This window comes from Kitasatospora sp. NPDC048662, assembly GCF_055587065.1.
Window position 1 is genome coordinate 120,312 of sequence record NZ_JBVJHA010000002.1, and the last position, 25,697, is coordinate 146,008.

The following is a 25,697-nucleotide window of genomic DNA, read 5'->3' on the forward strand; positions in this document are numbered from 1 at the left end:
ACCCGGATTCGTGCAACAAAAAACCCCTCGTGCCAAGGGCATGCGAGGGGGAGGCGCGTCAGGCTGTTCTTCAGCCGACGCGCCCGCCAAGTACGAGAATTCGGGTGGTCATGGCATCGACCTTCCTCCCACGCAGTGCTGGGTGTCAAGCTGGTGGGACAACTGTCTCACCATGCGGGCCGCCGCTCGGACCCCGGACGGTGTGCCGTTGCGGCAGCTCAAGGCCGCTGTGCAGGTGCCCGGGACGGGCCGCGGAAGCCTCCGCGAGGCCACTGCCGGTGCGGGCGTCCGGGGTGAGCAGCGGGCGCCGGCCGGGGTGGCCCTGGCCGGGGCGCGGGATGGAGTAGCCGCGGCGCAGCAGGGCGCGGCGCAGCCGCAGTTCGTCGAGCGGGCGGTCGAAGGCCAGGCCCTGGCCGCGCCGGCAGCCGAGTTCCTGGAGCACGGCGACCTGCCGGGGGTGGTCGACGCCGTCGGCGCCGGTGACCAGGCCCAGGTCGCGGCCGAGGCGCAGGGCGTGCCCGGCGAGTGCCCGGGTGAGGGTGGAGTCGGCGATGTCCTGGACCAGGCTGCGGTCCAGTTTGAGCGCGTCGAACGGCATCCGGGCGAGGGCGCCGAGCGAGCCGCCGCCGGCGCCGAACCCGGCGAGCGCGGTGGACACCCCGAGCCGGCGGAACGCGGCCAGGCGGCGGCCGAGTTCGTCGGCGAGCGTGTCGGGGCCGGTCCGGGAGACCTCCAGGACGAGCAGGTCGGGCGGCAGTTCGGTGTCCCGCAGGGCGCCGGCCAGGGTCTCGTACATGCCGGGGGCGCAGAGCCGTTCGGCGGCCAGTCGGACGGTGACCGGGACGGGCGGGGCGGCCGGGCCGTCGGCGCGGCGGCGGGCGGCGGCGGCGACGGCCTCGGTGACCAGCCAGCGGGCGAACCGGGTGGCGCCGTCCCCGGTGTCGGCGGTGCGCAGGAACTCGGCGGGGGTGAGCAGCAGGCCTTCGGCGGAGCGCCAGCGGGCCTGCGCCTCGACGCCGGTGAGCCGGCCGCCGGCCAGTTCGACCACGGGCTGGTGGAGCAGCGCGAAGGAGCCTTCGCGGACGGCGGCGCGCAGCCGCTCCTCCAGTTCGCCGCGCCGGTCGAGTTCGGCGCGCATCGCCGGGGTGTAGAGCACCACGCGGCCCTTGCCGCGGGACTTGGCCTGGTACATCGCCAGGTCGGCGTTGCGCAGCAGTTCGTCGGCGGCGCTCGCGGACGGCCCGTCGGTGCCGCGGGCGCGGGTGGCCTCGTCCTCGCCGGGTTCGGGGGCGGGCAGTGGGGTGTCGGGGCCGAAGGCGATGCCGATCGAGGCGGCGACGCCGAGTTCGGCGCCGCCGATCCAGTACGGCTCGGAGAGTGCGGCGCGGATGCGTTCGGCGAGGTCGCGGACCTGCGGGTGGCCGATCCGGCCGCGGACCAGGACGGCGAACTCGTCGCCGCCGAACCGGGCGACGGTGTCCTCGCCGCGGACGGCGGTCTGCAGGCGGCGGGCGGCCTGCACCAGCAGTTCGTCGCCGACCTGGTGGCCGGCGGTGTCGTTGACGGCCTTGAAGCCGTCCAGGTCGAGGAAGAGCACGGCGACGGCGGTGCCGGCCGGGCCCTGCGCGGAGAGCGCGGCCCGGACGCGGTGGGCGAAGAGGGCGCGGTTGGGCAGGTCGGTGAGCGGGTCGTGGAACGCGTTGTGCTGCAACTGGGCCTGCAGGCGCACCCGTTCGGTGATGTCGCGGCTGTTCAGGATCAGTCCGTCGCGGTACGGGTTGACGGTGGATTCGACGTGCAGCCACTCCCCCTCGCCCTCACCCTCGCCCTCGCCGGAGCGGATCCGGCATTCGACCCGGGCGGAGGGTTCGCCGGCCTGGAACCGGGCGGCCCGGCTGCGGGCGAGGATGCGGCGCACCTCGGCGAGCACCCGGTCCACGTCCTCGGGGTGGACCAGGTTGAGCAGGTTGCCGCCGACCAGGTCCTCCGGGTCTCGGTTGTAGACCCGCAGCGCGGCGGGGCTGACGTAGGACAGCGCGCCGGACGGTCCGGCGATCATGATGACGTCGCTGGAGCCCTGCACCAGGGAGCGGAAGTGGGCTTCTTTGGTGGCGAGTTCCTGTGCGAGCGAGAGGTTGTCGAGCAGCATCACGCCCTGCCGGACGATCAGGGCCAGGCCGACGGTGCTGGCGGCGGCGAGCATGACGCGGTCCAGCGGGCGGCCGCCGAGCGCGTTGTAGAGGATGCCGGCGGTGCAGACCGCGGCGGCGGCGTAGGGCGTGAGCGCGCTGAAGGTGGAGGCGACCCGGCGGCGCGGCACGCCCTGGGTGGAGGGGTGCTGGCGGCTGGGGCGGCGGGTGTGCGACCAGGGGGCCCAGGCGAGCAGCAGGGAACCGGCGAACCAGCCGGCGTCCAGCAGTTCGCCGGAGTGGTAGTCGCTGTGGAACTGCGGGGTGGTGAACAGGGCGTCGCAGACCACGGTGACGACCAGGCCGATCATCGCGGTGTGCACGGCGGCCCGGTTGCCGTCCCGGCCGCGGACCTTCAGGCCGACCACCAGGCCGACCAGCAGGATGTCCAGCACGGGGTAGCCGAGGCCGAGGGCGAGCTTCAGCGGGTCGTCACCGTCGCCGGCGGCGACCCGGCCGAGCGCCAGGCTCCAGCTGAGGGTGAACAGCGAGCCGGCCACCAGCCAGCCGTCCAGCATCAGGCAGAGCCAGCCGGCCGGGTTGCGCGGGCGCTGGGCGAGCACCAGCAGGCCGGTGATGGCGAGCGGGGCGAACAGCAGGAACGGGTAGTCGGCGGCGGAGTCCGGCGGCAGCGGGCGGCCGAGCACCACCTCGTACCAGCCCCACAGGCCGTTGCCGAACGCCACCACGGCCGAGGAGAGGCCGAACAGCAGCCAGGCGGGCCGGGTGTGGCCGCCCACCGCGATGCCGTGCGCGAGGCAGGACAGGGCGGCCGCGAGGGCTGCCCCGGCGAGGCCGAAGTCCCCCATCACCAGGGCGAGTTCGCACGAACCCCAGCCGAGTCCGGAGCCCACCGCGTACCCGGCGCAGAGCACCGCGAGCAGCACGGCCGTGAGCCGGCGCAGGGCAGGGTGGGCAGGCAGCACCGATTCGGTGGAGTTCAATCGACATCTCCCCCTCCGGCCCGTGGCCGTACCGGTGTTCCCGCTTCGGACCCTACACCAATCCGGTCACGCACCGGCACGCATACTCAACTCAGCGTAATGATTGGCAGGTGGGGCGGGGGGCCTTCGGGCGGGTGTCGCCCGTTCGGCTCAGGCGGCGGGGGTGGCGACCGCGCGGATCCGGGACAGCAGTTCGGCCTGGCGGAGGGTCAACGGGTCTGCGGCGGTGGCTCCTTCGGCTACGGCGCGGGTGAACGCGGTGAGTGTTTCGGCGACCTGGTCGGCGGCGGCGAACCCGGGCTGTTCGGTGCTGCCGCCGCGTTCCAGCAGGACGGTGGGGGCCTGGTCGGCGGGCGGGGTGAAGGCGCGCTCGACCCGGATCCGGCCGGTGCTCCCCCACAGTTCGTAGCTGTTGCGGTAGGCGTGGTCCATCCCGAAGGCGAGTTGGGCGAGCACGCCGTCCGGGGTGGTCAGCACCGCCGCGCCGGAGGTCTCCACGGCGCTGCCGGCGCCGTGGTGCAGGGCGGCGCCGGCCACCGTGAGCTCGGGGCCGAGGAAGTGCAGGGCGGCGCGGACGGGGTAGTAGCCGACGTCCAGCAGGGCGCCGCCGCCGAGTTCGGGCCGGTGCCGGATGTTGTCGGCGGGCAGCGCGGGGATGGCGAACGCGGCGGAGAACATCCGCAGTTCGCCGATCGCGCCGTCGGCGACCAGCCGCCGGACCTGCTCGTGCACCGGGTGGTGGACGAACATCACGTTCTCCTGGAGCACCAACTGGCGCTCCTCGGCCCGCAGTTGCAGGGCGGCGGTGGCGGCCGGGTCGGCGGTGAGCGGCTTCTCCGCGAGCACGTGCTTGCCGGCGTCGAGGGCGGCGGCCACCCACTGGGCGTGCAGGGCGATCGGCAGCGGCACGTACACCGCGTCCACGTCGGGGGATTCGATCAGGGCGCGGTAGTCGGTGGCCCGGCAGCCGTACTGCGCGGCAAGCGGTTCGGCGCGCTCCGGGTCGCGGCTGGCGATCGCGGTCAGGCGCAGGCCGGGCCGGGCGGCGATCGCCGGCAGCATCCGCCGCCGGGCGATCTCCGCGCAGCCCAGCACGCCGATCCGCAGGGGGTCAGTCACGCTCGCCCAGGCCGTTCAGTACGGCCAGCAGGGTGCGGGCCTGGACGTTGACGTAGTGGCCGTGCCGGACCAGCGTGGCGAGCTGGCCGGGCGTCACCCAGAGGTAGCCCTCCGGCTCCTCGACGGGCTCCTCGTCACCGGTCTCGATCAGCAGGTAGTCGGCCTCGGCGTGCAGGAAGCGCCCGCCCTCCTCGGAGTGCACGGCCCGGTAGCGGACCTGCTCCGGCTCCGCGTTCAACACCCGGTCGAGGAACGGGGGTTGCTGGTCGTGGTTGCCGGGGGTGCACTGGACGGTGGGGGCGAGTTCGACCGCGTCGAGGAAGCCGCCCTCGACCTTGGCGTGCGCCAGGACGTGCCGGACGCCGTCGATCCGGCGGGTGAGGAAGGCGGCGACGCCGCGGCCGACGGGTTCGATCAACGGCTGGGTCCAGCTGGTGACTTCGCGGTTCCCGGCGGTGACGTTGACCGCGACGACCTTGAAGAACCGGCCCTGCTCGTGCGCGATGTCCTCCTCGCTCTGCTTCCAGCCGGGCAGCTCGGCCAGCGGGATGCGTTCGGCCCGGATGTCGTGGCGGGAGCGCTGCCCGGTGAACCAGGACAGCAGCTCGGTGTCGGTGTGCAGGGCCCGGCCGTCCGGGTCGGCGACCGGGGCGCAGGCCAGCACGGTGCGCGAGTCCATGTTCACCACGTTGTCGCGGCGCAGCAGTTCGGCGATCTGGCCGAACGTCAGCCAGCAGAAGTCCTCGTCCTCGGGGACGTCGTCCAGCGCCTCGACGATCATGTTGCGGTTGCTCTTGTGGAAGAACCAGGAGCCGTGCTCGGACTGCAGCACGTCGGCGAGCACCCGACGGGGGCGGCCGCCGGTGAAGTACTCGATGTACTTCACGTCGGCGCCCTGGTGGACCTTGGTGTAGTTGCTGCGGGTGGCCTGGACGGTCGGCGAGAGCTGGAGCAGATTGCGGTTGCCGGGTTCCATCTTGGCCTGCATCAGGCAGTGCAGGACGCCGTCGAACTCCTTGACCAGGATGCCCAGGATGCCGACCTCGGGCTGCTTGATGATCGGCTGGTACCACTCCCGGTAGGGGCCGTCGTCGAGGGTGACGTGCAGGCCCTCGACGGAGAAGAACCGGCCGCTGCGGTGGACCAGGTTGCCGGTGCCCTCGGCGAAGGACCAGCCGTTCAGTTCGGCGAACGGGATCTTCCGCACGGTGAAGTCGTTGGCCCGGCCGCGCCCGGCCAGCCAGTCGGCGAACTCGGCGGTGCTCAGCCGGGCGCCTTCGGTGGCGGCGGCGGAGCGGGCGATCCGGGCGGCCGGGCCGGCGTCCTCGCGCGGGCGGGCGGCGGCCCGGGGGGTGTCCGGTGCGAGCATCGGGCGTTCCCTCTCAGCTGTTCTTCGCGACGAACTCGCGGACGGACTCGATGATGTAGTCGAGCTGGGCCTCGCTCAGGCCGGGGTACACGCCGACCCAGAAGGTGTGCTCGGTGACGATGTCGCTGTTGGTGAGGTCGCCGACCACGCGGTGCGGCTTGCCGATGTAGGCCGGGTGGCGGGTCAGGTTGCCGGCGAACAGGCGGCGGGTGCCGATCTTGCGGGCCTCCAGGAAGTCCACCAGCGCGGCCCGGGTGAACGGGGCCTCGGGGTCCACGGTGAGCACGAAGCCGAACCAGCTCGGGTCGGAGTTCGGGGTGGCGTGCGGGAGCAGCAGCCACGGGACGTCGGCCAGGCCGTCGCGCAGCCGCTGCCAGTTGACCTTGCGGGCCTCGACGAAGGAGTCCAGCTTGGCCAGCTGGGTGAGGCCCAGGGCGGCCTGGATGTCGGTGGCCTTCAGGTTGTAACCGACGTGCGAGAAGATGTACTTGTGGTCGTACCCGGCGGGCAGGGTGCCCATCTGGTAGTCGAAGCGCTTGAGGCACTTGTTGTTCTCGCCCGGCTCGCACCAGCAGTCCCGGCCCCAGTCGCGCAACGACTCGACGATCCGGGCCAGCGCCAGGTTGGAGGTCAGCACGCAGCCGCCCTCGCCCATCGTCAGGTGGTGCGCCGGGTAGAAGCTGACGGTGGTCAGATCGCCGAAGGTGCCGGTGAGTTGGCCGTTGTAGGTGGAGCCGACGGCGTCGCAGTTGTCCTCGATCAGGAACAGGTCGTGCTCCTCGGCGAGCTGCGCGATCTCGGCGACCGGGAACGGGTTGCCGAGCGCGTGCGCGATCATGATCGCCTTGGTGCGCGGGCCGATCGCGGCGGCCACCCGGTCGGCGGTGGTGTTGTAGGTGCCGAGCTCGATGTCGACGAAGACCGGGATCAGCCCGTTCTGCAGGATCGGGTTGACGGTGGTCGGGAAGCCCGCCGCGACGGTGATCACCTCGTCGCCCGGGACCAGCTTGCGGTCCTCCAGGTGGTCGGAGGTCAGCGCGGTCATCGCCAGCAGGTTGGCGGACGAGCCGGAGTTGGTCAGGTGGGCCTTGCGCCGCTTGCACTTCTTGGCGAACACGGACTCGAACTTGCGCGAGCTGCGGCCGGCCGCGATCCGCATCTCCAGCGCGGCCTCCACCAGCGCGACCCGGTCCTCGGCGTCCAGCACCGCGCCGGACGGCCAGATCTCGGTGACACCGGGCACGAACTCCCCGTCGTTCTCCTGCTCCAGGTGGAACTTGCGAACCTCGTCGAGGACGAGCTCCTTGTGCACGCTCATCGCCGGTCTCCTTCTGATGGGACGTCTGTTCGGTCTTCGCATCGGTCCGGTCCAGCTTGCGGGCGGCTGCTGGAGCCGGACTCGACGGCGGGTCGGCGGGCGGTTCAGCGGCTGTTCAGCGACCGCCGGCCACGTGCAGGGCCTCGCCGGTGACGTTGCCGTTGGCGGCCGAGCCCAGGTACAGCACGGCCCGTGCCACCTCCTCGGGGGTGCTGAGCCGGCCCGTGGGCGTGGCGCCGGTCTCCCGCTCGCGGACGGGTGCGGGCAGGCCGGCGACCACCCGGTCGGTGCTGGTCAGGCCCGGGCAGACCACGTTGACCAGCACGTCGCTGCTGCCGAGGTCCCACATCAGGCTGCGGGCCAGGCCGTGCAGTCCGGCCTTGGCGGAGCCGTAGAACTCCTGGCCGCGGTTGCCGCCGAGCGCGTTGTGCGAGGAGATCAGCACGATCCGGCCCCAGCCGCGGGCCCGCATGCCGCCGACGGCGGCCTGCACGGTGCGGATCACCGGCGCCAGGTTGCCCTCGATCACCGGCAGCCAGTCCTTCTCCGGCACGTCCTCGAACCGGGTGCCGGGGGTGCGCCGCTCGCCCCAGCGGACGGCGTTCGCCACCAGGACGTCCACCCGGCCCCAGCGGCGCTCCACCTCGGCCACCGCGCGGTGCGGCGACTCGGGGTCCTCCAGGTCATACGGCAGCGCGAACGCCCGCTCGGGGCCGCCGAGTTCCTCGGCCAGCTGCTCGGCGGCAGCCCGGTCGGACCGGTAGGCGACGGCTACCCGGGCCCCTTCGGCGGCGTACGCCCGGGCCACCTCGCGCCCGATCCCGCCGGTCGCCCCGGTCACCAGTACGACGCGCTCTCGCAGTCCCAGATCCATGCCACTCCTCGGCGCAGGGCCGGCCCGGACGGGCCCCGCCCCGGTGTGGGGCGGGCCCGGCCGCCGGGTGCCGACCCGCCGCCGACGGCAGCCAAGAGCCTGCGGCGGCCGGCTGGAGCGGCGCTCGCACCCGGATCGCAACTGCGCTGCGGGGTCAGGGGGTTGACGCCAGCATGGCGCGCAGCGAGGCGTCCAGGTCGCGCGTGGGCCGCCAGTCGAGCAGCCGGGCCGCCTTGCCGATGTCGACCTGCTGCCAGTCGGCCGCGCCGCGCTGCGGGGCGGTGTCCGGCTCCTCGACCACGGCCAGCGGCAGGCCGCTCAGCTCGATCAGCCGGTCCACCAGCCGGCGCACCGCGACCGCCTCGCCCCGCCCGATGTTGATCACCTCGCCGCACAGTCCGCCCGGGGCGTCCGCGACCCCGGCCGCCACCACCGCGTCGGCGACGTCGCGGACGTCCACGAAGTCGCGCTGGGCGCGCAGCGGGGTGAGCCGCAGCGGTTCGCCCGGGCCGGAGCGGGCGGCCTCGGCGAGCCGGCCCGCGATCATGCCGAGCAGGCTGCCCGCCGGGGCGCCGGGCCCGGACACGTTGACGATCCGCAGCACCACCCCGTCCAGCCCGTGCTCGCGGGCGGCGGCCAGCACCGCCTCGGTGCCGAGCAGCTTGGTGCGCCCGTAGGAGCTGACCGGGGCGGGCGGCAGGTCCTCGGGGATGGCCGCGCCGGACGGGCCGGGGCCGTACTCGTGCACCGAGCCGAGGTGCACCACCCGGGGGCGGCCGGGCAGCAGGCCGGCGGCCGCGACCAGCCGCTCGGGCAGTTCGGCGTTGGCCTGCCGCATCTGCTGGTCCGTCACTCCCCAGACCGCGCCCGCCGCGTTGACCACCACGTCGGCGCCGGCCCGGCGCAGCACGTCGGCGAGCTGCTCGGGCGAGGTGGCGGCGAGGTCGAGCGGGATCGGCTCGAAGCCGTCGGCGCCGGCGGCGCTGCGCGCGATCCCGTACACCCGGGCGCCGGCCGCGGCGAAGGCCCGGCAGACGTGACGGCCGACGAATCCGGTCGCGCCGAGGACCGCCACCCGCCGGCCCAGGGCGGCCGGTGGTCGGTCCGTGCTCCGCACGTCGAACTGGGACACCGTCGGCACCTCCGTCTGCATCGGCCCGCGGCCGGATCGCCGCGTGCCTCTCCGTGGTCCGCCGCATGGTGCAGCAGTCGGCTCGAATCCTGGTGGACGGCGGCGGCGCTGCTCGCGGCCGCCGCTACCGGGGCTCTAGCGGCGCTCCGTAGAGTCCGGTTCCATGGGGATACAAGCCACCGCGGTGCCCGATGCCTATCGGATCACCCCGCGTCAACACCCCGACTCCCGGGGCAACTTCTTCGAGTCGTACAAGCGCGACGCGCTGGCCGAGGCGACCGGCCACCTGTTCACACCTCTCCAGGTGAACTACTCGACCTCGTCCCGCAACACGCTGCGCGGGATCCACGGGGTCACCATCCCGCCCGGGCAGGCCAAGTACGTCAGCTGTGTGCGCGGCGTCCTGCTGGACGTGGTGGTCGACGTCCGGCTCGGCTCGCCCGCCTTCGGCACGTACGTCACCACCGTGCTCGACGCGAACGAGGGCACCGCGATGTTCGTCGCGGAGGGCCTGGGGCACGGGTTCGTGGCGCTCACCGACGACGCCTGCATCAGCTACCTGTGCTCCACCCAGTTCGTGCCCGGCACGCAGTTCGACATCCAGCCCTTCGATCCCGACCTGAACATCCCGTGGGAGAACTGGCTCGACGGCGAGCCGCTGCTCTCCGAGAAGGACCGGTGCGCGCCGTCGCTGGCCGAACTGGCCGAACGCGGGGTCCTGTCCACCTACGACGAGTGCCGCGCACTCTACGCGCAGCAGCGCTAGCCGAGGAGAAGACATGCGAGTGCTGTTCGCCACCTGGGCGGAGCCCGGGCACCTGTACCCCCTGGTTCAATTGGCATGGGCCTGCCAGGCAGCTGGACACCAGGTGCGGTTCGCCACCCCGCCCGCCTGCGCCCCCGCGGTGGCGCGGACCGGGCTGATCGGGATGCCGGTCGGCCAGGACGTCGCGGTCGCCCAGATCCGCGGCCGCGCCGACCTGGCGCCCTGGCGCAGCTTCGGCCGCTGGCCCGCGGGCTGGGCCTCCCGCCCCGACCTGCTGGACGACGGGCACCGCACCGTGCTGGCGGCGCTCGCGGACAAGCAGTTCACCGTGGCCGACGCGATGGCCGACGACCTGATCGCGTTCGGCCGGGCCTGGCAGCCCGACGTCGTCGTGCACGACTCGCTGACCTTCGCCGGTCCGCTGGTCGCCGCCGTCCTCGGCGTCCCCGCGGTCGGCCACAGCTGGGGCAGCGCGACCGTGATCCGGATCGAGACGGATGGCCTCGGCAGCGAACTGCGGCCCGGCTACCGCGAGTTGTTCGAGCGTCACGGGGCCGACCCGGAGCGCGGACCACTCGGCTGGTTCGACCCGTGCCCGCCATCGCTGCGGCTGCCCGACCCGACGCCGCGCCGGCGCATCCCGGTCCGCCACGTGCCGTACAACGGCCCCGGCCTGCTGCCCCGGTGGCTGCACACCGAACCCGGCCGCCCCCGGGTCTGCGTCACCGCCGGGGTGGCCGGCGGCAAGATCGACCCGGACCGGCTGCCCGACGTGCTGACCCGCGCCCTGGCGGCGCTCACCGCGCTCGACGTCGAGGTGGTGCTGGCCGTCGGCGCCGCGCAGGCCGGGAGGCTCGGCGGACTGCCGGACGGCGTCCGGGTCGCCGAGTCGCTGCCGATGACCGCGCTGCTGCCGACCTGCGCGGCCGTCGTCCACCACGGCGGCTTCGGCACCGGCCTGACCGCCGCCGCGCACGGCGTGCCCCAGCTGGTGCTGCCGCAGATGCCGATCTCCGCCGAGATCGGCGAGCGGCTGGCACACGTCGGCGCCGGCCTGCTCCCCGCACCCGACGAGCAGCACGACCCGGCGGTGATCGGCGCCGCGGTCGCCGCGCTGCTGGACGAGCCGCGCCACCGCAAGGCCGCCGCCGCGCTGCGCGAGGAGATGCTCGCCGAGCCGACGCCCGCCGAGCGGGTGGCGGTACTGGTGGACGCGGTGTCCTGAACCCGACCGTGCAGGAGCGGCCCCGACCGGTGGTCGGGGCCGCTCCTTTACGCGTTCGGCCCACCTTTACGCGTTCGGCCCACCTTTACGCGTTCAGCCCACCAGTGCGGTCAGCCGCTCCACGGTCTGCGCCGGGCTGGGCTGCGCCTGCGACTCCTCGCGCAGCCGGCCGGCCGCGGCCCGGTGGGCCGGGTCCTCGACCAGCGCGAGCACGTCCTCGTGCACCCGCTGCCCGGCCCGCTCGTCCTCGATCAGCTCGTTGTACGGGACGTGCCGGGCCGCGCCCGCGCGGGTCAGCCGGTCGCCGGTGAGCATCTGCTCCGGGCGCGGCGACAGGATCAGCTGCGGGGTGCCGGCCGCCGTCGCGGTCATCGCGGTGCCGCCGCCGCCCTGGTGCGCCACGGCCGAGCAGGTCGGCAGCAGCAGGTGCAGCGGCAGCATCGACACCGCCCGGATGCCGGTCGGCTGCTCCCCCAGCAGCTCGCGCTGGGCCTCGGTGACGGCGAGCACCACCTCCAGGCCGGCCGCCGCCAGCGAACGGCTGGCGGTGAGCAGCGGCTCGGGCAGCGCGGACTTCGGGTCCAGCTTGCCCGCGGTGACCCCCCAGGTGATGCAGACCCGGGGCGCCTCCGGCTCCTTCCGCAGCCAGTCGGGCAGCCCGCCCGGGCCGTTGTACGACACGATGCGGGTGTTCAACCGGGTGGCCGGGGTGGGCAGTTGCAGGGACGGCGGGCACGGGTCGACGAACACGCCGGCGCCGTCGTCGACCTGCGCGCCGAACTTCTCGAACAGCGCCCGGTAGCCGGGCCACGGCGCACCGCCGGGCGCGGCGTGCTCGACGTCGAGCACCGCCGGGCTGCCCCACTGGTGGCTGACCATCGGCACCCCGAGCAGGTCGGCGACCACCGCGGCCGCGTAGGTGCCGGCGTCCCGGACGATCAGGTCGGGCTTGAAGTACCGGGCGAACTCCAGCAGTTCGGGCACCATCGCCTCGGCGGTCGCCGCCTGGCGGTCGGCCAGCGCCTGGAGCAGGCCGAGCTGCCCCTCGTCCAGCTGGTCGAGGTGCAGCGGCCAGTCGGCCGGCCAGGACCGCTGCGAGTGCCAGACCTTCAGCCGCCCCGGCCCGTTCTTCGCCACCACCTCGGGCACGGGACCGATCGCGACCGGGGTCAGCCCCGCCCCGGTCACATGGGCGGTGCAGTTGGGCGGCACGGCGACCCGCACCTCGTGGCCCGCCGCCTGGAACGCCCAGGCCAGCGGAACCATCGGGAACAGGTGGGACGGGGAGGCCCAGGTGGTGAAGAGGACGCGCACTGTTCTCCTCCATGCGCTCGGTTCGGCATGCGCCGCTGCGGCGGACGCGGCCCCAGCGTCCGGCGGCCCGCTCGACCCGCGATCGAAGCCGGACGGAAGGCCGCCGGGGCCGGGCGTGCCCGTGAGCGCCGCTGTTCGGTCAGCGGGCGAGGGCCACTGTTCGGTCAGCCGGCGAGGGCCGCGAGGGCGGTGACGGCGTCCGCCGGGGTGGGCATGGCGTGGAGTTCGGCGCGCAGGCGGGCGGTGGCGGCGCGGAAGGCGGGCTCGTCGAGGAGGCGGGCGGCGGCGCCGGCCACCGCGGCCGGGTCGCGCTGCTGCTCCTCGGCGGGCAGGCTCAGCCCGACGCCGAGCGCGGTGACGCGTTCGGCGTGCTCGGCGGTCCACGGGGTCTGCGGCAGGACGAGTTGTGGCAGGCCGCGGGCGATCGCGGCCAGGCCGGTGCCGCTGCCGCCGTGGTGGACCACGGCGTCGCAGCCGTCCAGGAACAGGTCGAGCGGCGTCGGATCGACGAGCCGCACCGAGGCGGGGAGCGCGCCGAGGCCGGCCCGGTGCTCGGCCGGGACGGTGGCGACGGTCTGCACGCCGGGCAGCGAGCCGAGGCCGCGCAGCGCGGCGGCGATCACGGCGGGCCCTTCCAGCGCGAGGGTGCGCAGCCCGAGCGAGACGCAGATCCGGCGCGTCCCGGCGGGCTTCGGCGCCCAGTCGGGCCGCAGGCCGACGCCGTTGCTGGGCACGAACCGGACGGGGTGGGCGGGTGCCGCGTCCGGGTGCTGGAGGCTGGGCGGGCAGGGGTCGAGCACCAGGTCCGGGCCGGGCAGGCCGGGCAGGCCGTGGTCCTGGCAGATGCCGGCCAGTGCCTGCTGGATCCGGTCGAAGTCGCGGCTGGTGAACGAGTCGACGCCCCACCGGTGGTGGACCACCGGGATGCCGCGCACCCCGCCGACGATCAGCGAGGCGTACTCCAGCGGGTCGGCCAGCACCACGTCGGGCCGCCACCGCTCGGCGATCCGCAGCACGTCCGGCAGCACGTCCTCGACCCGGGCCCGCCAGCGGTCGGCCAGCGACTTCCACGGCGGCTCCCGGCGCGCGCCGCCGTCGCCGCCGGGGTCGGCCTGGCCGAGCATCCGGCGCTGCCGCCGTTCCTCGATCTCACGCTGTTCGTGGCCGACCACGGCGATCGACAGACCGCCGCCCCGGGCGGCCTCGACCAGGTCCGGCTGCCCGGCGACCAGCACCTCGTGGCCGGCGGCCCGGGCGGCCCAGGCGACCGGCAGCAGCGGGAGCAGGTGGGTGGGTACGGGGCTGGCCATCACCAGGACGCGCACGGCGGTGTCCTCTCGTCGGTTCGTCGGCGTTCGTCGGTGTTCGCCGGTGTTCGCCGGTGTTCGTGGGCGGTCGGGCGGCTTCGGCCGAGCGGTTCCGTGACGCGCTCCCCGGTGCCACGGCCGCCCGTGCGGGTGCGGGTCACGGTCGTCGACGGGCACCGGGCGGCGGATCTCCGAGCCTGCGGGCCGCCGCTCAAGTCCGGCTCGGAGCCCGGCGGGAGGCGGCTCGGGAGGGGTTTGCGAGGGCCGCGCGGGGCTTGCGCGGCAAGGGGGCCGGAGCTAACTTGAACACTGACCAATTGGTCACCGTTCAATTTTCCGGGAGAGTTCGCCATGTCCGTCGCACCGACCACCGCACCCGGGCCCGCGGGCCCGCCGGCCACCGGCGCCGGGCCGAGCCGGCGGACGATCTGGGCCCTGGTGGGCGTGATCCTCACCGCGTTCCTGAGCGCCCTCGACCAGACCGTCACCTCGGTCTCGGTGTTCCCGATCGCCCGCGAACTCGACCCGGTGAACGGCGTCAGCCTGATGTCCTGGGTGATCGGGGCGTACATGCTGGGCTCCACCGCGACCCAGCCGCTGTACGGCAAGATCGCCGACCTGTTCGGCGCGAAGCGGGTGTTCGTGATCTCCGCGATCGCCTTCCTGATCGCCTCCGGACTGTGCGGTGTCGCCCAGTCGATGGGGCAGCTGATCGGGTTCCGGGCACTGCAGGGCATCGGCGCCGGCGGCCTGTACAGCGTGTCGCTGATCCTGATGGCCCGTTCGGTCGCACCCAAGGACCGGGCGAAGTTCCAGGGCGTCGCCGGCATCGTGATCGCGCTCGCCACCATCTGCGGCCCGCTCATCGGCGGCTACCTGACCGGCGACCACACGCTGTTCGGCCTGCACACCTCGTGGCGCTGGATCTTCTACGTCAACCTGCCGATCGGCATCGTCGGCATCGCCATGGTGATCACCCTGCTGAAGCTGCCGCACGAGCAGCGCTCGCACCGGATCGACTACCTGGGCGCGCTGCTGGCCTCGGCCGGCACCAGCCTGGTGCTGCTGATGACCACCTGGGGCGGCACCGAGTACGCCTGGTCGGACCCGGTGATCCTGGCCCTCGGCGCGGGCGGTGCGGCCCTGCTGGCCCTGTTCGTGTGGCGGCAGGCGCGGGCGGCCGAGCCGCTGATCCCGCTGGCCCTGTTCCGGGTGCGGACGGTGGCGGTGGCCGGTCCGATGCTGTTCGTGGTGGGCTTCGCCCTGATGGGCGCGATCACCTACGTCGCGCTGTACCTGCAGCTGGTGAACGGCCTCGGCCCGACCGCGACCGGCTCCCGGCTGATGCCGATGATCCTGGGCATCCTGGTCTCCTCGATCGGCTCCGGCATCGTGATCTCGGCCCGCAACGGGCGCTACCGGATCTTCCCGATCATCGGCGCGGCGGTGGCCTCGGTCGGCCTGGGCGTGCTCGGCCTGGTCTCGGCGACCAGTTCGTACTGGCTGCTGGCGGGCGGCCTGCTGCTGCTCGGACTGGGCCTGGGCCTGCTGATGCAGGTGCTGGTGCAGGCGGTGCAGAACTCGGTGCCGAGCGCCGATCTGGGCTCGGCCACCACCTCGGCGATATTCCTGCGCACGCTCGGCCAGTCCTGCGGCGCCGCGGTGTTCGGGGCGGTGCTGGCCAACCGGTTCGACGCGAACGTCGCGGGGAGCTCCGCGCCCGGGCTGCCCGCCGGCCTCAAGCCGGAGGGCCTGGTCCACCTGTCGGGGGCGGCCCGCAGCGCCGGGCTGGACGCCTTCACCGACTCGCTGGACGTGGTGTTCCTGATCGCCGGCGCGGTGATGCTGGTGGCCTTCCTGCTCTCCTTCCTGCTCAAGGAGATGCAGCTGCGCGAGATCGACGACTTCGAGGCGCTGGCCAGCGAGTTGGGCGACGCGACCCTCGCCGGACCGGCCGGGGACGCGACGACGGGCCCGCGCGCCGCCGAGAGCGCCCCGCGATGAGCCCGGCGGCCGGAGCGGCCGGGGCGGTGCCCCGGCCGTGCCGGTCAGTCCCAGTCCGGGACGGACAGGACCTCGACCACCGCGCCGCCGATCGAGATGCCGGGCCCGACGCCCAGCATCAGCACCTTGTCGCCGGGGGCGACCCGGCCGGCCGCGACCATCCGCTCCAGGGTGACGAACTGGTCGCTCGCCCCGAGGTGGCCGAAGCCGCGGCCGAACTCCCAGCCGGAGCGGCTCATCGGCACACCGAGCGGTTCGAGGAGCCGCTTGGCCACGTGCGGGCGGGAGTTGTTCATCGACACCACCCAGGCGATCTCGTCCAGCGCGGTGTCGGCCTCGGCCAGCACCTGGGACAGCACCCGGTCACGGGCCCGGCCGAGCATTTCCTGCCCGTCGGGCACCAGGTTCAGCGCGGCGAAGTCCCGGGCCCGGGGGCCGAATTCGAGCGGCCGGCCGGAGGTTCCGCCGGGCGGGAAGAGCGGTTCGGCGCCGCGGTGCAGCTGCTCCAGCTGCGGCACCAGGACGGTCGCCAGGGAACGCAGCCGGGCGAAGCCGCCGCGCCGGTCGAGCACCAGGGCGACGCCGCCGTCGCCGAGGTACGAGCCGGGGTGGGCGGTCCAGCGGTTCACCAGCGGGGAGCCGAAGTTCTCCGCGGAGGTGATCAGCGCGCCGGCCCGGGACGGGTCGAGGGCGAGCTGGCCGAGCGCCAGTTCCACGGCGTTGAACATGCCGTTGCAGCCCTGCCGGATCTCGATCCCGGGAACGGACGTGCCGAGCGTCTCGCGGGCGATGTACGAGGGCGGCAGCCAGCCGTCCGGACCCTGGTGGAAGACCGAGACGTGCAGCAGTACGGCGATGTCGGCGGGGTCGACGCCGCCGCGGGCGAAGGCCTGCCGGACGGCCCGGACGGCGAGTTCCGGCGGCGACACGTCCCCGGCGACCAGCGCCCCGGTGAGGCCGCCCTCCTCGGAGGACTGCGCATCGGGTACGGGCGGCGGGACGGAGTCGGGAAGACACGTCCCGAGGGCCTTCAAATAAACGCTGTCGACCTGCACGGTTTCCTCCTGGGAGTTGGGGTGCCGGGCGGTCCCCGGACCGCGCGGATTCTCCGGCGGCAGGCTCGAAGTGTTCTGGAATACGGCTTCCCTACGATGGGACCCCTGGCCGCGCCGGCACCCCGGCGCGGCGGAGAGAACGAGGTGACGCCCGATGCCGCTGCAACGGACCGATGTGGTCGATGCCGCGATGAGGCTGCTGGACGACATCGGGCTGGACGCCCTGAGCACGCGCCGGCTGGCGACCGAGCTGGGGGTGCGCCCTGGTGCGCTGTACTGGCACGTCTCCAGCAAGCAGGACCTGCTGGACGCGCTGGCCGAGCGGATCCTCGGCGAGGTGCCCGCGGAGGTGGGCCCGCCGGGCGCGCACTGGGCCGAGCAGACCGGGGCGCTGGCCCGGGCGATGCGGGAGGCGATGCTGGCGCACCGGGACGGCGCCCGCCTGCTGGCCGGCGCGTCCGCGCTGGGGCCGAACCGGCTGGGCTTCGCGGACCGGCTGATGGAGGTGCTCAGCCGCTCGGGCGCCCCGCTGGCGGCGACGGCCGCCGCGGGCGACACCGTGATGAGCTACGTGACCGGCTTCGTGCTGCAGGAGCAGAGCAGCCCGCCGCCCGGAGTGGACGGCGAGGACCTGCGGGCCGTGCCGCCGTCGTTCGACGCCGGCCGGTTCCCGTACCTGGCGGCCTGGCTCGCCCAGTGGTCGCCGGACACCTCCCGGCAGACCTTCGCCGCGGGCCTGGACATCCTGGTCGAGGGCCTGACGGTCTACCTGGGGAAGGCCGCGGCGGCCTGACGGGGAGTCAGGCCGCGGCCAGGAAGGTGTCCAGCACGGGGCGGTAGTACGCGGGGCCGAAGTGCCGGGCGACGTCCGGGACGAGGGCCGTGAGCCGGTCGATGGCGATGGCGTGCTGGGCGCCGGAGTCGCTCCAGGTGCGTTCGACGCGGACGCCGAGGCGGTGCTCCAGGTGGTCGACGATCCGTTCGACGGGGACGGCGAACCCGGAGGCCACATTGACGACTTCGCCGCGCAGGCCCAGGCAGAGCAGGCGGTCGATGACGGTGATCACGTCGGCGACGCTGATCAGGTCGCGGGCCGCGCCGCGGTGGATCTGCACGGCGCCGGAGCGGACCTGTCGCAGCAGCGCGGGCAGCAGCTGGTGCGGGGGCTGGCCGGGGCCGACCAGGTGGCCGAGGCGGAGGATCAGGTGGTCGGCCCCGGAGTCCTGCAACTGCCCTTCCAGGGCGAGTTTGTGACGGCCGTAGGGGGTGCAGGGCTCGACCGGTTCGTCCTCCCGGCCGGGGCCGTTGGCGTTGCCGTACATGCCGGTGGACGCGGTGGAGAAGAACAGCAGCCGGCGTCCGTCGGCGGCGCAGCGGCGGGCGGTGTCGGCCAGCAGGGCGGCTTCGCGGGCGAAGTCGGTGCCGGAGGTGCCGGACGCCCAGGAGACGCCGGCGGCGAGCACCACGGTGTCGGGGTGGGCGTCGGCGATCGGGGCGAGGCTGCGGGCGAGGAACCCGGTTCCCACGATGTGCATGTCTGCGTGTCCCTTCAGCGGGCGGCGACGGCCGCCAGGTCCTGGAGGGTGCGGACCAGCTCGGCCGGGGCGGGCCGGCGGTCGTTCTCCTCGCGCAACCGTGCGGCGGCGGCCCGGTGGGCGGGGTCGCCGAGCAGGGTGGTGGCGGCCGTCCGGATGTGGTCGGCCCGGGCGGTGGCGTTGGGCAGGCCGAGGCCGATGCCCGCGGCGGCGATCCGTTCGGCGTTGCGGTGCTGGTCGAGGCCGTTGGGCAGGGCGAGTTGGGGGGTGCCGGCGGCGAGCGCGGTCATCACGCAGCCGGCGCCGCCGTGGTGCACCACCAGGTCGCAGCGCGGCAGCAGCAGGTGCAGCGGTACGCGTTCCAACAGCCGGACGTTCGGCGGGAGTTCGCCGCGGGCCTCGACCCGTTCGCGGTCGGCGCCGGTGAGTGTGAGCACCACGTCGACGTCCAGCGGGGCGAGGGCCTCGATCACCTTGGGGACGGCGAAGGACACCTCGCCGAACATGTCGGACACCGACGTCCCCCACACCACGCAGACCCGGGGCCGCTCGGGCAGCCCGGCCAGCCAGTCGGGCTCCGCGCCGGGCCCGTTGTACGGCAGGAACCGGACGGGCAGGCGGCGGGCGGCGTCCCGCAGCGGCGGGGCGACGGCGGGCGGGCAGGGGTCGATCGCGTACGCGTAGTGCTGCGGCCCCAGGTCGCCGACGCCGTGGCGCCGGAAGGCGCCGCTGTAGTCGGGCGGCAGCATGATCAGGCCTTCGCCCTCGTCGGCGGGCCCGACCGGGCCCCAGAGCTGGAGCACGGCGGGGACGTCGAGCACCCGGCCGACCAGCGGGCCTTCGATGCTGAGCTGGTCGTGCACCACCAGGTGCGGCTGCCAGTGCCGGGCGTACGCGACGGCGGCGTCGGTGGAGCGGGCGGCGTCGGCGACCAGGGCGGGGTGGTGCTGGGCGAACCAGCCGCCGAGGTCGAAGTCGGCGAGCCGGGCCAGCGGCTGCCCGGTGACGGGGTGCAGCGGAGGTTCGGCGAACCGCCACTGGCCGTCCCGGGCGGAGACGTAGTTCTGCAGCCGGCCCTGGAAGGCCATGTCCCAGCCGTCCAGCACCGGGACGGCGGTCAGCCCGGCGCGGGACAGCGGCTCGGTCTGCGAGGGCGCGCACAGCACCCGCACCTCGTGGCCGGCGCCCTGCAGCGCCCAGCCGAGCGGCACCATCGCCGACCAGTGGCCGGGCCAGTCCGAGACGGTGAACAGCACCCGCATCAGCGGTCACCGCCGAACGTGGCGGGCTGCCGGGCGGCGGCCAACTCCTCCAGGGCGCCGACCAGTTCGGCGGCGCTGGGCCGGGCCTCGCACTCGGCGCGCAGCCGCTGCGCGGCGGCCCGGTGCGCGGGGTCGCCGAGCAGCGCGGCGGCGGCCGCGCGGACGGCCCCGGTCTCCAGTCCGGCGTTGGAAAGGCCGAGCCCGGCGCCGACGGCGGCGATCCGGTCGGCGTTCAGCCGCTGTTCGACACCGTTGGTCAGGGCGAGCTGCGGGACGCCCGCGGCGAGCGCGGTCATCACGCAGCCGGCGCCGCCGTGGTGCACCACCAGGTCGCAGTGCGGCAGCAGCAGGTGCAGCGGCACCCGCTCCAGCAGGCGGACGTTGGAGGGGAGTTCGCCGAGGCGTTCGCGGTCGGCGCCGGTCAGGGTGAGCACCACCTCGACGTCGAGGGCGGCCAGCGCCTCGATCACCTGCGGCACGGTGAAGGAGACCTCGCCGAACATCTCGGACACCGACGTCCCCCACACCACGCACACCCGGGGCCGGTCGGGCAGCCCGGCCAGCCAGTCGGGCTCCGCGCCGGGCCCGTTGTACGGCACGAACCGCACGGGCAGCCGTTCGGCGCCCGGCAGGGCGGGCGCGAGGCTCGCCGGGTTGGGGTCGATGACGTGGGTGACCTGCCCGAAGCCGGGTTCGCCGACGCCGTACCGTTCGAAGGACTTGCTCATGTCGACGGGCACCAGGGTCAGTCCGGGCTCATTCTCCTCGGTCCCGGCCGGGCCCCACAGGTGGACGGCGGACGGGACGTCCAGCACCCGGCCGAGCAGCAGCCCCTCGATGCTGACCAGGTCGTGGACGTGCACGTCGGGCTGCCAGTGGCGGGCGTACCCGACGGCGGCGTCGGTGGACCGCCGGGCGCGCTCGACCAGGGCGGGCAGGTTCTCGCCGAACCAGCCACCGAGGTCGAAGTCGGCGAGGTCGGCCAGCGGCTGCCCGGTGACGGGGTGCAGCGGCGGCTCGGGGTAGGACCACAGGCCCTTCCCGGCGTTCAGGTAGTTCTGCAGCCGGCCCTGGAAGGCCATGTCCCAGCCGTCCAGCACCGGGACGGCGGTCAGCCCGGCCCGGGACAGCGCGTCCGCCTGGGAGGGCGCGCACAGCACCCGCACCTCGTGGCCGGCGCCCTGCGCCGCCCAGCCCAGCGGCACCATCGCCGACCAGTGGCCGAACCAGTCCGACACCGTGAACAACACCCGCACGACTCGCTCCTCACACCACGGGCGCCGCGCCGGTCGGCACGGGCCCCGTCCCGGCGCGGCCCGCTGCGGGTCGCGCGAATTCCTGTGCCGCTGCCACCAGTTCGCGGCCGATCCGCTCGCCGAGGCCGTCCGGGAGCAGGTCGGCGCGGGTGCGGACCACCACCTCGGCGGCGCCGTCGGGCAGCGGGCGGACCTCGATCACCAGGGCCTGCGCGGCGTGTTCCTCGTCCAGGTCGAGCGGGGTGGCGTGCAGGCCGGGCAGGGTGAGCCGCGGCAGCGCGTCGTCCTGGAGGACGAACAGCGGCGCGGCCAGCAGCCGGCCGATGTCCTGGCCGGCCAGGGCGAGCGCCATCACCACGTCGCGGAACGGGAGTTCCTGGTGGGCGAGGGCCCGGCCGACGACCCGGGCGGGGCCTTCGCCGCCGGGGCGGGCACGCAGGCAGAGCAGGTCGACGCGGGTGGTGACGGTGGCGTCCATCCGCGGGCCGCCGCGCCGGGCGGCGGGCACGCCGACGGTGACGTCCTGCTGCCCGGTCAGGCCGCGCAGCACGCCGACCAGCGCGGTGTACCAGTGCGTGAACGGGGTGCTGCCGGCGTCCCGGGCGGCAGCGTCCAGCCGGGCGCGGTCCTCGGCGGCGAGCCGGATCCGGTCGGTGCGCACCGGGCCGACCGGGGCGCCGGCCGGGCTCGCGCCGGGCAGCTCCAGTGCCTGGATGCCCGCCAGTTCCGCGGCCCAGAAGGAGCGCTGGGCGTCCAGGTCGACCCGGGCGAGGTGCCGGCGGTGCTCCTCGCCCGCCTGGGCGAGGGTGGCGGCGGGGCGGGCGAAGACCGGCTGCTCGCCGCGGGCCCGGGCGGTGTACGCGGTGGAGAGGTCCTCGGCGAGCAGGGCCTGGGACCAGCCGTCGAAAGCGATGTGGTGCACGGCGACGCCGATCAGCCAGGCGCCGGCGGCCGGGATCCGGACGGCGGCGGTCCGCCAGATCCGGCCGGCGCCGACCGACAGCCGGCCCTTCAGGTGGTCCTGGAGCGCCTGGGCGGCGGTGGCTTCGTCGGCGTCGGGGAGCTGCGCGAACTCGGGTTCGCCGATCTGCTCGGGCAGCAGGGCGAGGGAGCGGCCGCGGGACTCGTAGCGGGCGTGCAGGGCCTGGTGGCGGCGGTGCAGGTCGCCGGCGGCGGCGCGCAGCGCGGCCGGGTCGAGGTCGCCGTCGAGCCGCCAGGCGAACGCGGAGATGTCGTCGAGGACCAGGAACACGTCCTGCATGGAGGTGAGTTCGACGGCGCCGGCGGGCAGGCCGGTCCCGGCGGCCGCGGGCGTGTCGGGGTCGGCCCGGTCGAGCCAGGCGGCGAGGGTGCGCACGGTGGGGGTGCGGTACAGCTGGGCGGCGGCCGCGGTGTGGCCGTCGGCGCCGAGGCGGGCGCACAGCCGGGCGGCGTCCAGCGAGTTGCCGCCGAGGTCGAAGAAGGAGGCGCCGAGCGGGACGTGCGGCCGGCGCAGGACGGCGGCGAAGGCGTCGGCGACGGCCCGTTCGGTGGGGCCGTCGGTCTGCTCGGCCTCGTCGGCGGCGGCGGCCGGGGTTTCGGCGGCGAGCGCGTCCAGGGCCTTGCGGTCGAGCTTGGAGTTGGCGGTGAGCGGCATCCGCTCCAGCCGGATCAGCCCGGCGGGCACCATGTAGCCGGGCAGCGCGGCGGCGAGCTCGGCGCGCAGGCCGTCGGGGTCGAGCGGCGGGGTGCCCTGGCTGGTGAAGAACAGGCTCAGCGAAGTGCACGCGCCGTCGGGGCCGAACACCGGGACGACGGCGGTGTCGGCGACGCCGGGGACGGCGGCGGCGTGCGCCTCGATCTCCTCGACCTCGATCCGCAGGCCGCGCATCTTCACCTGCCGGTCGATCCGGCCGCCGTAGCGCAGCAGCCCGTCGGCGCGCAGGCGGCCGCGGTCGCCGGTGCGGTAGACCCGGACGGCGCGGCCCTCGATGTCGACCTCGACGAACTTGCGGGCCGTCAGTTCGGGGTCGAGGTAGCCGCGGGCGAGGCCGTCGCCGGCCAGGCAGATCTCGCCCTCCTCGTCGATCGCGCAGAGCCGGTCGCCGTCCAGCACGTACGCCTCGGTGTGCGGCAGTGCCCGGCCGAGCGGGATGCCGTCCGGGGAGTCGCAGTCGGCGGCGGTGATCTCGTACTCGGTGGCGAACACGGTGCATTCGACCGGGCCGTAGCCGTTGCCGAGCGGGATGCCGGGGTGCCCCTCCAGGAAGCGGCGGGCGTGCGGGGGCGAGACCTTCTCGCCGCCGATCAGCACCTTGCGCATGCCGGTGAAGGCGTCCACGCCCTCGTCAACGATCATGTTGAACAGCGAGGTGGTGATGAAGCCGTGGGTGATGCCCTCGGTGGCGATCAGCGTGCGCAGGGTGTCGGGCAGCAGCAGCGAGTCGGTGAACACCACCTTGCCGCCGCACAGCAGCGCGCCCCAGCAGTCGCAGGTGAAACCGTCCCAGGGGGAGGCGGCGAGCTGCAGGATGGCGGTGCCGGGGCCGAAGTCGGAGAACGCGCAGTCGTCGAACAGCCGGACGGTGCCGCGGTGCGGGGAGAGCACGCCCTTGGGGGCGCCGGTGGTGCCGGAGGTGAAGAAGACGCTGCTGATGTCCTCGCCGCGCACCTCGACCGGGGTGGGGCGGCGGACAGCTGCGGCAGGCGGCACGGCCGGGTCGGCGGGCGGTGCGGCCACCGGGACCGGCCAGTCGCCGGGCAGGTCGGTGACCAGCAGCGGGGCGTCCAGCTGGGCGACCAGGCCGGCGGTGCGGTCGGCGGGCCAGCGCGGGTCGAGGGCGGCGTACGCGGCGCCGCGCTTGAGCACGGCCAGCATGGCGACGACCAGTTCGGGGCCGCGCGGCAGCAGCAGCGGGACGATCCGGCCGGGGCCGACCCCGGCGTCCTCCAGGGCGGCGGCGAAGTCGTCGGAGGCGTCGTCGAGCTGCCGGTAGCCGATCCGCCGTTCGCCGTCCACCAGGGCGGTCGCGTCGGGGGTGCGTTCGGCGCTCCACCGGAACAGTCCGTGCATGGTCTCGCCCCGCCGGTAGGGGCTCGGAACCGGGTCCGGCTGCACCGGGTGCGCCATCTGGTGTCTCCTGTCTGGTCTGCGGGGCTGGTCGGTACGGCTCACAGCCTGCTGTCGGCCGGACGACGGCTGCTCGAATCCCGCTGGGAACCCTGGGCACGACACGCAACGGCCGGCCCGCCGGGGCTGTCCGCCCCGGCGGGCCGGCCTGGTGGACGGCTCGGGTCAGCCGTCGTGGCGGGTCTTCCAGCGGAAGGTGGTCAGGCAGATCACCAGGCCGACCACCACCCAGCCGCCGAGCACCAGCGCGACCCGGCCGAGTTCCCACGAGTGGGCCAGCTCCTGGGACAGGTAGTTGTCCGGCAGGAACACCGAACGCATGCCCTGGCACAGCCACTTGAGCGGGAAGAACGAGGCGATCTGCTGCAGGTAGTGCGGCAGGGTCTGGAACGGCACGAACACGCCGGAGATGAACTGCAGCGCCATGAACGGCAGGATCACGATCGGGCCGCCGCCCTCCTCGCCGCCGATCAGCGAGGAGAAGGCCAGACCGAGCAGGCTGCACGCGGAGATGCCGAGCAGGTAGATCCAGCCGAAGGTCAGCCAGCTGCCGACATCGGTGGGGAGTTCGAGGCCGAAGAACAGCGAGCCGATCACCATCAGCACGGCGGCCTGGCCGAGGCTGGAGACCAGCACCATGGAAATCTTGCCGAGGAAGTAGGCGATCGGCGGCATCGGGGTGCCGCGCAGCCGCTTGAGCGAGCCGTTGCGGCGCTCGGCGGCGACCTGCAGGGCCAGCGTCTGGAAGCTGGTGGACATCACGCCGACCGCGAGCATGCCGGTCGCGTACAGCTGGGACATCTGCAGGTCGGTGCCCTCGACCTTGCCACCGAAGATCGCGCTGAACAGGATCAGCAGCACGATCGGGGTGGAGAAGGTCAGGATCATCTGGCCGCGGGAGCGGAAGAAGCCGCGGATCTCCAGCACCGAGCGGGCGGCGGCGATCTTCAGCAGCGAGGGGGCGGCGGTCGAGCGGGCCCGGCCGGCGGCGGCAGCGGCGGTCGCGGGCGTCCTGGTTGCTTCCATCACTGGTCTCCGATCATCTTCAGGTAGACGTCTTCCAGCGACGGGCGGGTCACGGTGAGCTCCGGGACCTCGCCGCCGAAGCGGGCGGACAGCTCGGAGACGGTGCGGGTGGGGGTGGCGGTCTGCACCTCCTGCGGTCCGTCCACGCCGATCCAGCGGACGGTGGCGGGCGCCAGGTGCCGGTCGCCGAGCCGCTCGGGGGTGGAGACGTCCACCACCCGGCCGGCCGCGACCACGCCGACCCGGTCGGCCAGGAACTCGACCTCGTCCAGGTAGTGGGTGGTGAGCAGGATGGTGGTGCCGGTGCTGCGCAGGCCCGCGATCAGCGCCCAGAACTTGCGCCGCACCTCCGGGTCGAAGCCGGTGGTGGGCTCGTCCAGGAACAGCAGCTCGGGGTTGCCGATGATGCCGAGCGCCACGTCCAGGCGGCGGCGCTGGCCGCCGGAGAGCGAGGCGGCGCGGGTCTTGCGCTTCTCGGTCAGCCCGACCGCCTCGATCACCTCGTCGGCGTCCCGCGGGTCCGGGTAGTAGGCGGTGAAGTGGTGCACCACCTCGGCGACGGTGAGGTCGGCGAGGTCCTTGGAGCCCTGGAGCACGATGCCGATCCGGGAGCGCCAGGCGAAGCCGGCCTTGCCCGGGTCCTCGCCGAGCACGTTCAGCTCGCCGCCGTCGCGGGTCCGGAAGCCCTCCAGGATCTCGGTGGTGGTGGTCTTGCCCGCACCGTTCGGACCGAGCAGCGCGAAGATCTCGCCGTGCTGCACGTCCAGGTCGACCGAGTCGACCGCAAGCGTGTCGCCGTACCGCTTGCGCAGTCCCCTGGCGTGGATGGCGAATTCGGACATGACGGATCCTTCCGGGTGTCGTGGCGGCGACCACGAGGCTAAGCACCGCAC

Annotated in this window: 19 protein-coding genes; 4 read left to right on the top strand and 15 right to left on the bottom strand. The window is 74.3% G+C overall.

Annotated features, from left to right (window positions below):
• Positions 1-145: 145 nt before the first annotated feature.
• The 6 genes from ACZ6R9_RS06550 to ACZ6R9_RS06575 form a co-directional block, all read right to left on the bottom strand.
• Positions 146-3,133 (bottom strand): putative bifunctional diguanylate cyclase/phosphodiesterase, encoded by a 2,988-nt coding sequence (locus ACZ6R9_RS06550; RefSeq protein ID WP_465536924.1) that lies wholly within the window; start codon positions 3,131-3,133, stop codon positions 146-148.
• A gap of 150 nt (positions 3,134-3,283) precedes the next feature.
• Complete coding sequence (locus ACZ6R9_RS06555; protein WP_380488778.1) at positions 3,284-4,252, bottom strand: Gfo/Idh/MocA family protein; 969 nt, start codon at positions 4,250-4,252, stop codon at positions 3,284-3,286.
• The gene (locus ACZ6R9_RS06560) at positions 4,245-5,621 is read right to left on the bottom strand and encodes an NDP-hexose 2,3-dehydratase family protein (protein WP_465536925.1); all 1,377 of its coding nucleotides are present in this window, start codon (positions 5,619-5,621) and stop codon (positions 4,245-4,247) included. The genes ACZ6R9_RS06555 and ACZ6R9_RS06560 overlap by 8 nt, the downstream gene beginning before the upstream one ends.
• Positions 5,622-5,634: 13 nt before the next feature.
• The gene (gene rfbH, locus ACZ6R9_RS06565; RefSeq protein ID WP_380488780.1) at positions 5,635-6,939 is read right to left on the bottom strand and encodes a lipopolysaccharide biosynthesis protein RfbH; all 1,305 of its coding nucleotides are present in this window, start codon (positions 6,937-6,939) and stop codon (positions 5,635-5,637) included.
• A 115-nt stretch (positions 6,940-7,054) separates the two neighbouring features.
• Positions 7,055-7,813, bottom strand: a complete 759-nt coding sequence (locus ACZ6R9_RS06570; RefSeq protein ID WP_380488781.1) for an SDR family NAD(P)-dependent oxidoreductase — start codon at positions 7,811-7,813, stop codon at positions 7,055-7,057.
• A 154-nt stretch (positions 7,814-7,967) separates the two neighbouring features.
• Positions 7,968-8,945 carry an NAD-dependent epimerase/dehydratase family protein gene (locus ACZ6R9_RS06575; RefSeq protein WP_465536927.1) on the bottom strand — a complete coding sequence of 326 codons (978 nt, stop codon included), beginning with the start codon at positions 8,943-8,945 and terminating at the stop codon, positions 7,968-7,970.
• Positions 8,946-9,108: 163 nt separating this feature from the next.
• Here ACZ6R9_RS06575 and ACZ6R9_RS06580 point away from each other — a divergent pair, with 163 nt between their 5' ends.
• Complete coding sequence (locus tag ACZ6R9_RS06580; RefSeq protein ID WP_380488783.1) at positions 9,109-9,711, top strand: dTDP-4-dehydrorhamnose 3,5-epimerase family protein; 603 nt, start codon at positions 9,109-9,111, stop codon at positions 9,709-9,711.
• Between the two features lie 13 nt (positions 9,712-9,724).
• Positions 9,725-10,936, top strand: a complete 1,212-nt coding sequence (locus ACZ6R9_RS06585; RefSeq protein WP_465536928.1) for a nucleotide disphospho-sugar-binding domain-containing protein — start codon at positions 9,725-9,727, stop codon at positions 10,934-10,936.
• Positions 10,937-11,029: 93 nt separating this feature from the next.
• On the opposite strand, the gene ACZ6R9_RS06590 is transcribed toward ACZ6R9_RS06585, so the two are convergent.
• Positions 11,030-12,250, bottom strand: coding sequence for a nucleotide disphospho-sugar-binding domain-containing protein (locus tag ACZ6R9_RS06590; RefSeq protein WP_380488922.1), 1,221 nt, complete (start codon positions 12,248-12,250; stop codon positions 11,030-11,032).
• 164 nt (positions 12,251-12,414) lie between these two features.
• Entirely contained in the window at positions 12,415-13,575 is a 1,161-nt protein-coding gene (locus tag ACZ6R9_RS06595; RefSeq protein ID WP_465536930.1) for a nucleotide disphospho-sugar-binding domain-containing protein, read from the bottom strand.
• Between the two features lie 333 nt (positions 13,576-13,908).
• Here ACZ6R9_RS06595 and ACZ6R9_RS06600 point away from each other — a divergent pair, with 333 nt between their 5' ends.
• On the top strand, positions 13,909-15,561 hold the full coding sequence (locus tag ACZ6R9_RS06600; RefSeq protein WP_465536931.1) for an MDR family MFS transporter: 1,653 nt from the start codon (positions 13,909-13,911) through the stop codon (positions 15,559-15,561).
• A gap of 44 nt (positions 15,562-15,605) precedes the next feature.
• On the opposite strand, the gene ACZ6R9_RS06605 is transcribed toward ACZ6R9_RS06600, so the two are convergent.
• Positions 15,606-16,616, bottom strand: a complete 1,011-nt coding sequence (locus ACZ6R9_RS06605) for a ketoacyl-ACP synthase III family protein (protein WP_465536932.1) — start codon at positions 16,614-16,616, stop codon at positions 15,606-15,608.
• Between the two features lie 154 nt (positions 16,617-16,770).
• On the opposite strand from ACZ6R9_RS06605, the gene ACZ6R9_RS06610 reads away from it, so the two are divergent.
• Positions 16,771-17,409, top strand: coding sequence for a TetR/AcrR family transcriptional regulator C-terminal domain-containing protein (locus ACZ6R9_RS06610; RefSeq protein WP_465536934.1), 639 nt, complete (start codon positions 16,771-16,773; stop codon positions 17,407-17,409).
• Between the two features lie 7 nt (positions 17,410-17,416).
• Here ACZ6R9_RS06610 and ACZ6R9_RS06615 read toward each other — a convergent pair whose 3' ends face one another.
• From ACZ6R9_RS06615 to ACZ6R9_RS06640, 6 genes are all read right to left on the bottom strand, one after another.
• Positions 17,417-18,151, bottom strand: a complete 735-nt coding sequence (locus tag ACZ6R9_RS06615; protein ID WP_465536936.1) for an NAD-dependent epimerase/dehydratase family protein — start codon at positions 18,149-18,151, stop codon at positions 17,417-17,419.
• A 14-nt stretch (positions 18,152-18,165) separates the two neighbouring features.
• Positions 18,166-19,413, bottom strand: coding sequence for a nucleotide disphospho-sugar-binding domain-containing protein (locus ACZ6R9_RS06620; protein WP_465536938.1), 1,248 nt, complete (start codon positions 19,411-19,413; stop codon positions 18,166-18,168).
• The gene (locus ACZ6R9_RS06625; RefSeq protein WP_465536940.1) at positions 19,413-20,669 is read right to left on the bottom strand and encodes a nucleotide disphospho-sugar-binding domain-containing protein; all 1,257 of its coding nucleotides are present in this window, start codon (positions 20,667-20,669) and stop codon (positions 19,413-19,415) included. Before ACZ6R9_RS06625 ends, ACZ6R9_RS06620 begins: the two co-directional genes overlap by 1 nt.
• Positions 20,670-20,679: 10 nt before the next feature.
• Complete coding sequence (locus ACZ6R9_RS06630) at positions 20,680-23,778, bottom strand: amino acid adenylation domain-containing protein (RefSeq protein WP_465536941.1); 3,099 nt, start codon at positions 23,776-23,778, stop codon at positions 20,680-20,682.
• Positions 23,779-23,943: 165 nt separating this feature from the next.
• Positions 23,944-24,804 (bottom strand): ABC transporter permease, encoded by an 861-nt coding sequence (locus tag ACZ6R9_RS06635; protein WP_380482001.1) that lies wholly within the window; start codon positions 24,802-24,804, stop codon positions 23,944-23,946.
• Positions 24,804-25,646 (bottom strand): ABC transporter ATP-binding protein, encoded by an 843-nt coding sequence (locus tag ACZ6R9_RS06640; RefSeq protein ID WP_380482003.1) that lies wholly within the window; start codon positions 25,644-25,646, stop codon positions 24,804-24,806. Before ACZ6R9_RS06640 ends, ACZ6R9_RS06635 begins: the two co-directional genes overlap by 1 nt.
• Positions 25,647-25,697 lie beyond the last annotated feature (51 nt).